The organism is Anaerosolibacter sp. (assembly GCF_029240175.1).
In the GTDB taxonomy this organism is placed as follows: Bacteria; Bacillota; Clostridia; order Peptostreptococcales; family Thermotaleaceae; genus Anaerosolibacter.
Genome location: NZ_JARBTM010000001.1, coordinates 23193 through 35842, shown reverse-complemented (window position 1 = coordinate 35842; position 12650 = coordinate 23193). Strand labels below are relative to the sequence as shown.

The window sequence follows — 12650 nt, the reverse complement described above, 5'->3', positions numbered from 1 at the left end:
ATAGTTAGTTAAACTAACTAACTGGAGGTGCCACATGAGAGAGAGCATAATAGCTAGCGCTGATGCAGTGTCAAGATTTTGTCGTCTTCAAATGAATATAAAAAAGGAGATACCTATTCGCTCCAGTGAAATGGGTGTTTTGATTTATGTTGAAAAAAGCGACGTACCCGTCACCCCGTTGATGATCAGTAACTTCTTCGGGATATCAAAGCCTTCTGTAACGGATATGGTTAACGCGCTGCTTAAAAACAATTATCTGAGCAAAACCCTATCTCAAACAGACAAGAGAAGTTATTCTCTATCAGTTACCCAAAAAGGACATGAATTGGTTGAATCCACCTATAGTGAATATTTTAGGACCATGGAACTTCTGGAAGAAAAAATGGGATATCACGAATTTGAACTATTCATTCAACTGATTGGAAAGGCAAATCGCGTATTAAGTGAGGAGAGGGAATGATGAAGGTATTGGTGACGGGCGCATCGGGCAATGTTGGGAGTCATGTTGTAAATGAATTAGTGAAGATGGGAGAGGAAGTAGCTGCTGCAGGTACAGATATTCAAAAATTAGGTCGAATGTTTCAAAATCAAGTAGAACCAGTATACTTTGATTTTACAGATAAAAATACATTTGATAAAGTCCTTGAAAATGTAGATAGGGTATTTCTTATGAGACCTCCACATCTTGGAAAGCCAGAGGACTTGTATCCTTTTATTGATGCAATGAAGGCCAATAACATTAAATTGATTTCATTTCTTTCTTTAATGGGAGTGGAGAACAATACAATACCTCCCCATCATAAGATTGAGAAATATATTGAAAATGCTGGGATTCCTTATGCCCATGTACGTCCAGGCTTTTTCATGCAGAATCTATCGGGTGTTCACGCTGTTGAAATCAAAGAAAAAAATGAGATTTTTGTTCCTGCAGGAAAAAGCAAGACGAGCTTTATTGATGCCGCTGATATTGGCCTTGCAACTGCTGTTTTGCTTCACAGTCCTGAAAAGTATAAAAATACTGCCCATACAATTACAGGACCTGAGGCCCTAGATTATTATCAAGTAGCAGAAACACTAAGCCGTGTGACAGGAAGAAAGATTACCTATGCTAAGCCTGGGTACTTGAGATACAGGCGCTATTACATCAAGAAAAGAGGGCTTGATAAGGGATACGTTAATGTAACCGTGGCATTGTATTTTATGACACGGATGGGCACCGCCAAAGAAGTGACAAACGGATTTTTTGAGTTAACAGGCAGAAAACCCAGAACCTTAGAGGAATTTGCAAGAGATAACTTAAAATACTTTGTTTAAAGAATAAGGGTACGGAGAAACAAATTAATACTGACTAGAGATGGTCTATGGGACCATCTTTTTCTGTAACTTTCTATAGATTTATTAAATATGATGGTAGTGCAGTAAATTGAGTAGTAGGGGGTTGGGAGAATGAATTACCCGTTATATCAAAGAGCGATAATGCAAAATATGCAGCCAATACATTATGCCACACTAGTGGACCCTTATGTTATAGAAACACTTAGAATGATCATAGGACGATCAGTGGTTATTGAGACCGTCAGAGGAAACCTTCAGGGGGTATTAGCAGATGTAAAGCCTGATCATATTGTTGTGAAGACTTATGATAAAGATACGGTATTCTACGTTCGCTTACAGCAAATTGTTTATATAATGCCAGATTAGTGTGATTGAGCATGATCTTTTAATAATTAAAGTAGGGTCCGATGTTCTATATGCTAAAGATAGACACCGTTCCCTACTATAATTATTTATAAGTAAGCAGAGGTCGATTTTGTAGATAAATATTCAAATCGGCGTTAGACTCTGTGGTGATCTGATCGGCGATAATCTTCGCCAGTATCATGCTGTAAACCATACCATTATCCCCATACCCCATTAAGAAGTACCAGTTAGGGAAGTCATCATAGATTCCTAAAGTAGGCATGCCATCATGGGTACCACCATAAAAGGCACCCAAATAAAACTCAGGCTGCACATGAATGTTAGGAAATAGTTTGTTGAACTCCTGGATTAGCTGCTGCTTTTTATGGGGCAACATGCTATCACGTTTTTCAGGGTTTGTGGTGTTTTCATCCAATCCACCTATGATGATACGATGATCAGCCGTAGTACGCATATAAACATATGGACGAGCCGTTTCCCAAATTAAGGTCCTTTTGTACCAGGATGAAAAGTCGTCCACTGGGTTCGTTACTACAGCATAGGAGCTAACAAAGGTTACGTTTTTGTCCTGCTTGAATTCTTGACATTCATAACCAGCAGCGATGACTACATGGCGGGCTTTAATGGTACTATTGTTTTTTGTATGGAACAATGTATAATCTTTTTCAATTCTTTTTCCATGGACCTGGGTTTCTTCAAAAACACGAATTCCTTTGGTATGTGCTTTTTCAATAAGTCCTACGGTAAATTTATATGGATTCAGTTCTCCATCATTTCTAGAATATATGGCAGCTGGTTTTGTAAAGGGGTAAAGCTGTCCTATTTCTTTTGATGTTAAGAAATCTACATCAAACCCATGCTTCTTTAAATAATCGTATTCTTTTTGTAATGTGACCACATCCTCTTGGTAGCTTGCATAATAGAGGCTGTCTCGACGAGTAAAATCGGGGCTTATATCTAATGATTTACATACGCTTTCGATTTCATCTATGGCTGTTGCGCATAGCTTTAAATGGTCAGCGGCAGTATTCTCACCGAAGCTATTAATCAGCTGATAAAACATCTTGTCTCCTGAATACTGTATAAGGGCAGTATTTGAAGAAGTACTCCCATGACCTACTTTGTGTTTATCAATCAAAACGACATCCAAACCCTTGTCCCATAAGTAATAGGCACATTGGGCGCCTGAACTGCCGCCCCCAATAATTAGCACATCGCATTCAATGTTGCCTTCAAGGGGAGCATAGATACGAGGATTATTTATGGTCGTACGCCAATAAAGCTTTCCTGATTGCAAATTCATTGTAATATAAGCCTCCTTATCTTTTGAAAACCATAGTCCAATAATAGTATGAACCAGTAAAGGAATTGTATTCTTCATCCGGGTCTTAATGAGGGTGAGATTATATTATAATAAGAAATTGAGAAAAGCAAACTGAGTCAAAAATAGGCTAGCAGTTCAGTTTATTCTTGCTTCGGAAAAAGGCAGTTACTTATGGCAGCAGCGGTAGTGAAAACGAAGAGGCAAAGAAAGTAGAAGGCCAAGATTGTATGAAGTGGTTCTTCTACTCTTATATATGGACGAGCAGAAAAAAATATGAATTAATAAGACTTCAGTAGAACTGCAATTATTATTAGAAGTGTCATGTGGGCAGGATAAAAGATATAACCCACATATTTATTAAGCGTAATTGTTCTTGAATCTATATGGGCTGACCCAAAAATCGGAATTAATGCAAAAATGCCCAACCCGTTCAAATAGTATCTTTGCAGTTGTGATAATCCATTCTGAAAGTCAAGCTTGTTCCATACAAATTTGAAATTGAAAAGGTTACGCCAAAATAGTGCTGATGAATATGCGGAGTTGAATAGGGCAACCCTGTAATATCCATGGAGTAGATATAATAGTACAATGCCTATGGCGGCAGTTACCGTCTTTTCCTGAAAGACGTGAAACAACAAAACTAAGACCAGTGCCAGCAAACCATACTCCAGATAAAAACCTTTTACCATAAAGCTTATTACTTCGGGAAGAATGATGATTATAACGGCCAGAACCAATAGCATCATACCCCATAAAAGGTGTACATAATTCTTGTCCTTTATAAAATTTCTAATCTTCAAGATGCCCATATCATAGACATAGAGCAATCCGATGGCCATTAGAAATGTAAATAGTATATTCAAATGAATAGGATTAAATTTAAGACTGGGATTAAAAAAAGAATAAGGCAATTGTGTTATTAGGGCAAAGAAAAAAAGTCTTAAGACATATTTTTTGGGATTCGATGTTCGGGAATAGCCCAAGGCAATATGATAGGCAAAGATGGGAAATGCCAATCTTCCTATGATCCTAAAAAACATCTCATTTGGAAAAAACATATACCCAATATGATCAACAAGCATTGTTACCAATGCCAGCAGCTTTAGCATGTCATCTCGATATGCACTTTTTTCCAGTACCTTTTCTTGAACGTCCAATGTCTCCACCATCATTTCCCCCCATGATTTATAGTGATTGCAAATAATTATGCCATTTATATTGTTTTCATTTTACACTATTTAGAATAGCAATATCAAAACAATATCAAACAAAAACATGAAACTTTTTTAAAGTTGAATCGTCTATATATGTATAAGTATAGTTTTAGAGAGGCGTTTTTTTGAAAAGATAAAGTTATAAAGACAACTGCTGTAGGGTATAAGGTAGATATGATGGAAAGGATTCGAGAATGATGTAGTGAAAGTTATAACCAAATCATACAAGAGAGGTGAAATGTAATGGGACGTTTGAAGGAAGTTTTAACGAATAGTATAAAGGGAATTTCTATAGCAGGATTTCGTTTTCCAATGACGATAGTCAGCTTATTGGCTGCGGCTTCAATTATTTTTAGGTTGATCGCGATTAATGGTACACTGCCCCTGATGCTTCAAAAGCTTATCTTTACGTTTGTGGTAGGCGCAGTTTTAGGTATGGCTGTACAATTCGCAGTTGAACGATTTCAGAAGTTTTCTGGTAAAAGAGTGCTGGTTTATGGGGTAGCATTATTACTCCTTGTGGGTTACTTTTTAATTTTATTGCCAGCACCGGAAATAAGTGCAGAGATCACAGTGAGAAGTTTGGTTGCAGTCTTCGCCCTAATTTGCATGGTGCTATGGGTTCCACCCTATGAGTCGGAAGTTAACTTTAACTTGGTTTCTCTGGTTCACTTTAAATCTGTATTTACTTCTTTGCTCTATTCAGGTGTTCTCTCAGCAGGAATTGCAGCCATCATTGGAACTGTTGATATTTTGCTTTTTAACGTGGATCAGGATACGTATGCTTACGCCATGACGGTCATATGGGTGCTGTTTGCGCCTGTCTATTATTTATCACTGCTTCCTAGATTCAATGGGAAATCTGAAGCAGACCAAAGTATGATGGAACATGCCAGCAGTTATCCGAAGTTTCTTGATATTCTGGTCTCAAAGATCGCAATTCCTTTGATCAGCGCCTATACGCTGGTATTGATCGCGTATTTTCTAAAAATCGTTTTCACGAGGACGTGGCCGTCTGGGCAGGTTGGACCAATGGTCTTGGTTTACTCCATTGCGGGTCTTCTGATTTTTATTTTATCAAGCTTACTGGAAAATCGGTTTGCTTTATTTTATCGTAAAGTATTTCCTAAAATTTTGATTCCTGTTGTTATCATGCAGTTAATTTCTGTAGGTATTCGTTTAAATAGCTATGGGGTGACCGAGTCAAGATACTATGTGGCAATATTTGGTGTCTTTTCTATCATTGCTGGTGTGCTTTTGAGCTTCAACTCAGTTTCCAAAAATGGAAGAATTGCTTTGCTTGCTGCTGCTTTCGCCATCATCTCAATCATTCCCCCTGTAGATGCCTTTACAGTCTCCCGCCACAGTCAAATTAACAGAATCGAATCTATCCTTGAAAAGGAAGGGATGCTTATTGAAGGTAAAGTAATCAAAAAAGAGGATGCTTCAGAGTATACGAAAGTTGAGACGACGAACATTTTATATTACCTAGAAAGAAGCAGTTCGTTGAAATATATTGATTGGCTGCCAGAGGATTTTGAAATCTATCATGATATGAAGCCAACCTTTGGATTTGAACCGACATATCCTGCCTATACAGGTGGAAATCAACGATATATCTATGTGTCACTGGATGGGCAGCAGCCTTTGCCAGTTTCGGGATATGATGTTCTGCTCAATGCCTTCATAGGAAGATATATGAATGAAAAAGAAATGGTTAATCGTGGTTTTGAATTTGAGGGTAAGACTTATGGATTGAAAGTAGATAGAATCTCTAATGATGAAGTCCGTGTTTCGATCTTGGATTCATCAGGTGTAGAACTTGTTGGAACCGGTCTCAATGAATTTGCTGAGGGACTCGTTGGGGAGACTACCGTGACGAAGGAAGCGTTATCGCCAAATGAGATGAGCTTTGATGTGATAGAAAATGGGTATAAGTTAAAAATAATTTTCCAAAATATCAGCTATACTTCTGGAAGTGGTACAGAGTCAGGTATGGATTATGGGTTCTATGTTTTATTCGCAACACCGAAGTAAAGAACTGATATTGTAGTTAAATAAAAGGGTCTGAGCCATATGCATCTTAATATGCAGTAAAGGCAGACCCTTTTATATTTTCTGTTTTCTACTGTACTTTAACGGTTAAAGGCACATAATAATCTTGTAAATATTGTGCTACATGGATTTACAGCATTGAAACCGTACAATAGCAGTGATACAATTTTCTTAAAGCATAAATTGTAAAGAGGGAGAGATGTATATGACAAAAGCTGTGGATATCGATTGGGGTAAACTAGGTTTTAGCTACATAAAAACCGATTACCGTTATATCTCTGTATGGAAGGCTGGAAGCTGGGATGATGGGAAGTTGACCGAGGAGAATACTTTAACCATAAGCGAAGGTTCAGCTGCCCTTCATTACGGTCAGCAGTGCTTCGAGGGCTTGAAGGCATACAGAACAAAGGATGGGAAGATACAACTGTTTAGACCGGATCAGAACGCAAAGCGTATGAAAGACAGCTGTAGACGACTCCTGATGCCTGAAGTATCCGAAGAAAAATTCATTGATGCCTGTGTACAGGTTGTAAAGGCTAACGAGCACTATGTACCACCTTACGGTATAGGTGCTACACTCTACCTTCGACCTTTCGTGATTGGCGTTGGGGACAATATCGGTGTAAAGCCTGCGCCTGAATACATATTTGGTGTATTCTGCATTCCTGTAGGACCTTATTTTAAAGGTGGTATGACTCCTGTTAATTTTATGATTTCCGAATATGACAGAGCAGCACCCTACGGAACAGGTGCCGCCAAGGTAGGGGGTAACTATGCCGCAAGTCTGATGCCCCATGAAGTGGCAGTAAAGAGAGGCTTTGCAGACTGTATTTATCTTGATCCACTGACGCACAGCAAAATAGAAGAGGTTGGTGCTGCAAACTTCTTTGGAATTACCAAAGACAATAAGTTTGTTACACCAAAATCTGAGTCTATTCTCCCAAGTATCACAAAGTATTCTTTGATGCATGTGGCAAAGGAATATTTGGGCATGGAAGTTGAAGAAAGAGATGTGCTGATCGATAAGCTGGATGAATTTGCAGAAGCCGGAGCTTGTGGAACTGCAGCAGTTATTACGCCTATCGGTGGTATAGAATATCATGATAAACTACATGTATTCCATAGTGAAAAGGAAGTAGGGCCAGTCACTAGGAAACTCTATGATACCCTCTGTGGAATTCAGTTTGGAGATGTGAAAGCCCCTGAAGGCTGGATCGTGGAAGTGAAATAAGTAAGCTATTACAAGATAAAAACCGCCGTTACTTGTGATACAGAGAAATGTAGCATAAGTAACGGCGGTTTTTAAACCAGTAAGCATAGACAAGTGGAGGAGTAAATCGAATGGAGAATCAGAGAAAGGTTGTTTTATATATAGCTCAAAGTCTTGATGGATATATTGCAAGAGAAAATAATGATATCAGTTGGTTATCCATGGTAGAGCATGATAATGAAGATTACGGATATGATGCCTTTATTAAGAATGTGGATACTGTTTTCATGGGAAGAAAAACGTATGAAAAGGTATTAAGCTTTGGAATCGAATTTCCGCATAAAGGAAGGATGTGCTATGTACTTTCAAAAACATTGGAGGGAGCCGACGAAAATGTCCAATTTTTCAGTGGCAATATAGAGGATTTAATAACTAAGCTTAAGGCACAAAAAGGCAAGGGCATTTTTATTGATGGAGGTTCGGAGGTAGTAAGTGCATTTAGGGAGAAAGATTTGATTGATGAATATGTGATTTCAATCATCCCGATCTTACTGGGCAAAGGCATACGGTTATTTAAAGAAACGGATACAGAGAGCAGGCTTAAATTAGTGGAGAGTAAGGTTTTTAATTCAGGATTGGTGCAATTAAAATATGTAAGACAGGAATAACGCTATAGGCAGTATTCTTATAGCAAATTAAGGATTAAAAGCTGTGCGTATGAGTAATAAAAAGTATAGGGAGCTTTCGTTTGAACCCGACTATTTTTAGTGATACAATAAAGGAAATTACGTATGCGAGGATGTATTATGACAAAACATCGTATCTCACAATGAGTTTCGCAAGAGTCTACCCCCTTTTAGTTACGAAGGCGGAGAACAAAGGGCGTACCAAAACAGAAGTTGATGAAGTTATCCGTTGGTTGACAGGATATAGCCAGGAAGAGTTAGAAGAACAACTGGAAAAACAGACAGACTTTGAGAACTTCATTGCTGAGGCTCCCCAGCTGAATCCTTCGCGGGCTTTAATAAAAGGTGTGGTCTGCGGTGTCCGAGTGGAAGATATCGAAGAACCAACTATGAGGAAAATTCGCTATTTGGATAAGTTGATCGATGAGTTAGCAAAGGGAAAAGCGATGGATAAGATTTTTCGGAAATATTAATTAAAAACAGAGAAGCACGGATTCCATATACGTAAATAATATCGAATCGGTGTTTTTTGTATCGGCAATAATCTTGAAACTTCAGGCAAATGAGTCAAGTTATTTTTTATTTCTTTGTATAGGAGTTTTAGGAGAAATAATTTTCTATTTCAAGGTGCATATTATGAATACTTTTTGCACAGATGAAGTAACAGCTTAACTTGTAGGAAGATGCGACACAGCACCATCGGTATGACAGGATCGTCCGACTCTACAAAAGATTATGCAATCATTATGTAGGGAAGGCCCCCTGTGGCCTTCCGTTTATCGCGGAGAAATAACATAACGGAACGGCACAGGGGCCGCTCCCTACGATTATGTCGCATCATTTATCTTTTATGACTATACAGGAGGTGCATTTGCACCTCCTTGAATTTTGAAAGAAAATCAACAATAATATTTAGCAGTTATGGAGCTGATAGCAAGCTTGATACAATATTAATGTACCAAGTGGTTAATTTAACAATTAATCTTAAAAGAATAAATATTATTGGGTATGAGGTCTAAGATGTTACGGTGAATCGTATCGCTCTAACTGCGGTTTTTCTATAGGGTATGCTTCTAATCACAAGTCATTTCGTGGGTTATCACAACTAGATTAAATGGACGGTGAAGCATGACACTTCAAAGATAATTATAGTTTAATAGTGGTTTGAATTTATGGTAAAATATAGATAAATCAGAATAGTACATAAGCTTTTTACTACAAAAGTAATGGACGAAGGAATCATAAGAGACAAATAAATTGAAGTTTTGAGAAAAAATGGGGAGGACTATATGATTAGAATAAAAGTGTTGCTTTTGGGAACACCGAAAACGATATGCAATGGTCATTTGGTTACCTTTCCATTTAAAAAGGCGGAGGCCTTATTCTACTATCTGATGGTACGAAAACAGGCTACCCGGGATGAATTGGTAAATCTGTTATGGGCAGAACTGGATGAGAACGTAGCGAAAAAGAATTTAAGAAATGCCATATATATGTTACGCAGGGTTTTTGAAGAAGAAATCGTACAATCTCCCCAAAGATCAATTGTCGTTTTAAATGAAGAAATATCATGGGAAACAGATATAGAACAGTTTTTTAATAATGATGAGATCGGTAGTATAGATGTGTACCAAGGAGAGTTCTTGCACGGTTTGTTAGTGAAAGATGCTGAGAATTTTGAGCAGTGGATGTTTCAAAGCAGGGAAAGCTATAGAGATCTATATATTCAAAAGCTCCATAGGGCGATAAAGAAGTACTTCTCATCCAATAAGCTAACAGAGGCAGAATCTTACTGTAAGTTGTTGATAAAAGCGGATGAATTGGATGAGGAAGCCTATAGAAGCTTAATGAAGATATATGGGATGCAAGGATTCTTCAACAAAGGAATAGAGACATATAATAGGTTGCTAGAGGTGTTAAATAGAGAATTATCTATTCCGCCAGATGCTAAAACGGAAGAAGCCTTTGATGCATTACTTAAAGAAAAAAACCTCCGAGAAAATATAAAAGAGTATGAAGCCGATGAATTTTTTTATGGCAGAGGCAAAGAGCTGAATATACTAAGCCAAAACTATAAAAGGTTTATAGAAGGCAAACATGGGACGAGTATTATTATCCTCGGAGAAGCCGGGATAGGCAAAACAAAACTTATGGAGCAGTTTATCATGAGAAGCAATGATAAACTCCCCATTTTTACAGGGTACTGCTATGAAGCAGAAGAGAGATATTTGTTAAAGCCCTGGAACGGAATCTTTCAGAGTTTATCTAAATACATAAATGAATATAGTATAGAGATCCCTTTGCTGTGGAGGAATATCGTAGGATATATCTTTCCTATGGTTGATATACATTCCAAGGCAGCTGATATAAATCCAGTAGAAAAAATAGACATACTGAAGTTTCAAGTGGCAGAAAAGACCATTGTGAGTATATTAAAAAAGGTGGCAGAGCGAGCCAAAATCATCATACATATTGAAGACCTTCAATGGGCGGATGACATAAGCTTATCCTTGCTCAGAACTATTCTCCAGGAAACACAGAATGAGTCAATTATAATAATGGCCACTTGCAGAGATGCATATGCCCATAAGGTGGAACGTTTCTTAAGCGATATGTTATGTTATGGCTTACTAAGAAAACTTGAGGTTGGCCGATTTAACCGAAGTGAAGTGTATGAGTTTGCTGAGGCCCTGTTATCTCAAAGCATTCCAGAGGAGCAAAAGGAAATCATTTATAACGAAACAGAAGGAAATACATTTTTTCTTGTTGAGTATTTGAATAATATTAAGCACAACCTTCACATGGATACAATTACACCTAAAATGAAGGATATTTTGAAGAATAGAATATTAAATGTGTCAGAAGAAGGGCAAAAAATCCTAAATATCGCTTCAATCTATTTTGATAAAGTATATTATCAAAGCCTGTATGAATTAAGTGGCAAGAATGAATTGGAGCTTATGGACATCATGGATGAGCTTCGAAATAAGCGTCTGATCAAAGAGGTAGTCCTTGGCAATGAAGTAGGCTTTGTTTTTACTCACCAAAAACTAAGGGAATATATTTACAATGAACTTTCCCACTCTCGCAGGAGAATTCTTCACAATAGGGCTGCAGCGATTTTAGAAGGAAGTCTTAAGAATAAGAAATCTGATAGAGAGCTATATTCAAAGCTTATTTATCATTTTGTGAATGGGGGCAATAAATTAGCTGCCCTAAAGTATAGCATCAAGAACCTTGAAGAGTGTCTTCATTTTAGCCATGAGATATTTCCTGTGTTAAGCAGTACAGGTCTTAAGCAGAGTCAATATCTTTATCTAAAACCGGAAGAAGCCCTAAGACAATTAAAGGAGCTGAATATCCTATTACAAGAGGTGAAAGAAGAAGTAGAGGAAGGACAGGACACTATTGATGAGCTGGAGTTATTATACCTTCTGATGATAGGAAGATTTCATATAACCCAGGGAGAGTATGGGAAGGGTTTAGATATCATTAGGGAGATTATTCCAAAGGCTGTGGAGACCAATAATTGGGGTTATGTACTAAAGGGTTATAGACAGTTGATATACTATTGTATAAACACGCAAAATACTGGGGAGATGGGAGAATATTTATCTAAGGCATTGGAGATAACGGAAATTAGTGGAGAAAAAGGAGAGATGGCCATTCTCCTGAGACTCAAAGGCTATCTAAAGATTATGGAGGCAAAATATGCTGAGGCTGAATCTCTACTTGAGCAAGCTATCTTTGTTTTCAAGATGTTAAATGATCACAACTATTATGTTTTGAATATTGCAGCTTGCTATAACTTCATTGGTGAAAGTAAACGTCATCAGTGTAAATTTGATGAAGCTATTGAGTATTATAGCAAGGCGATAACCATATGTGAAGAGAGTAGTGTTCTTCGGGGAGTAACCATTTTTTATACAAATGCTGGACAAGCTGCTTTTGATAAGGGAGATTACGAGGGCGCAAGATTTTTTCTGACAAAGTCCCTAGGTTATTATTCTCAGCTGGATTTTCTTTGGGGGCGGTCTACTGCAAAGGCTTATACAGCTCTCCTTTTCATCGAGGAAAAGAAATATGAGAGTGCCTTAAAACAGCTTGTTGATGCAGAAACAGATGCAAAAAAACTTAAAAGTCCCTACGAGTTAGGGCTGGTCTTGAAGGCAAAGGCGGAGATAAGAGCCTTAATGGATAAGATACCTAGATTAAATAGGATCTTCGAAGGATATTTGGAGAGGGATATAAAGGAATACTGCAATGAAGCAATGAATATGTTTAAAGATCTACAAGGATGCTATGAAGTAGAACGATTAAAAGAATTAAGAAAAACAGATAAAAACTAACGTCTGATATAAATCAGGCGTTAATTTTTATATAAATTTGTTTGAAAAATCTAGAAATCCACTGACTTTTTATTGACGATTTATTGTTACAATAATAACAGAACTGTAGAA

At 37.6% G+C, this 12650-nt stretch carries 10 protein-coding genes; 8 read left to right on the top strand and 2 right to left on the bottom strand.

What is annotated here, in order from left to right:
- The first annotated feature begins 34 nt into the window (after positions 1 to 34).
- The 3 genes from K0R93_RS00175 to K0R93_RS00165 all read left to right on the top strand — a co-directional run bounded on the left by K0R93_RS00175 (position 35) and on the right by K0R93_RS00165 (position 1701).
- On the top strand, positions 35 to 460 hold the full coding sequence (locus K0R93_RS00175) for a MarR family winged helix-turn-helix transcriptional regulator (RefSeq protein WP_300295730.1): 426 nt from the start codon (positions 35 to 37) through the stop codon (positions 458 to 460).
- A complete protein-coding gene (locus K0R93_RS00170; protein WP_300295727.1) occupies positions 460 to 1314 on the top strand; it encodes an SDR family oxidoreductase in 855 nt (284 codons plus the stop codon). Before K0R93_RS00175 ends, K0R93_RS00170 begins: the two co-directional genes overlap by 1 nt.
- Positions 1315 to 1446: 132 nt before the next feature.
- Positions 1447 to 1701 (top strand): YuzF family protein, encoded by a 255-nt coding sequence (locus tag K0R93_RS00165; protein WP_300295724.1) that lies wholly within the window; start codon positions 1447 to 1449, stop codon positions 1699 to 1701.
- 82 nt (positions 1702 to 1783) lie between these two features.
- Here the strand turns inward: K0R93_RS00165 and K0R93_RS00160 are convergent, their stop codons facing one another.
- Positions 1784 to 3004 (bottom strand): NAD(P)/FAD-dependent oxidoreductase, encoded by a 1221-nt coding sequence (locus K0R93_RS00160; RefSeq protein WP_300295721.1) that lies wholly within the window; start codon positions 3002 to 3004, stop codon positions 1784 to 1786.
- Positions 3005 to 3303: 299 nt separating this feature from the next.
- Complete coding sequence (locus tag K0R93_RS00155) at positions 3304 to 4194, bottom strand: TraX family protein (RefSeq protein ID WP_300295719.1); 891 nt, start codon at positions 4192 to 4194, stop codon at positions 3304 to 3306.
- Positions 4195 to 4482: 288 nt separating this feature from the next.
- Here K0R93_RS00155 and K0R93_RS00150 point away from each other — a divergent pair, with 288 nt between their 5' ends.
- The 5 genes from K0R93_RS00150 to K0R93_RS00130 all read left to right on the top strand — a co-directional run bounded on the left by K0R93_RS00150 (position 4483) and on the right by K0R93_RS00130 (position 12539).
- Positions 4483 to 6276: a DUF4153 domain-containing protein gene (locus K0R93_RS00150; protein ID WP_300295716.1), complete on the top strand. Its 1794-nt coding sequence runs from the start codon at positions 4483 to 4485 to the stop codon at positions 6274 to 6276.
- 223 nt (positions 6277 to 6499) lie between these two features.
- The gene (locus K0R93_RS00145; protein ID WP_300295713.1) at positions 6500 to 7525 is read left to right on the top strand and encodes a branched-chain amino acid aminotransferase; all 1026 of its coding nucleotides are present in this window, start codon (positions 6500 to 6502) and stop codon (positions 7523 to 7525) included.
- Between the two features lie 110 nt (positions 7526 to 7635).
- Complete coding sequence (locus tag K0R93_RS00140) at positions 7636 to 8172, top strand: dihydrofolate reductase family protein (RefSeq protein ID WP_300295710.1); 537 nt, start codon at positions 7636 to 7638, stop codon at positions 8170 to 8172.
- A gap of 80 nt (positions 8173 to 8252) precedes the next feature.
- On the top strand, positions 8253 to 8663 hold the full coding sequence (locus tag K0R93_RS00135) for a DUF2200 domain-containing protein (RefSeq protein ID WP_330684941.1): 411 nt from the start codon (positions 8253 to 8255) through the stop codon (positions 8661 to 8663).
- Positions 8664 to 9479: 816 nt separating this feature from the next.
- Positions 9480 to 12539, top strand: a complete 3060-nt coding sequence (locus K0R93_RS00130) for an AAA family ATPase (protein WP_300295707.1) — start codon at positions 9480 to 9482, stop codon at positions 12537 to 12539.
- Positions 12540 to 12650 lie beyond the last annotated feature (111 nt).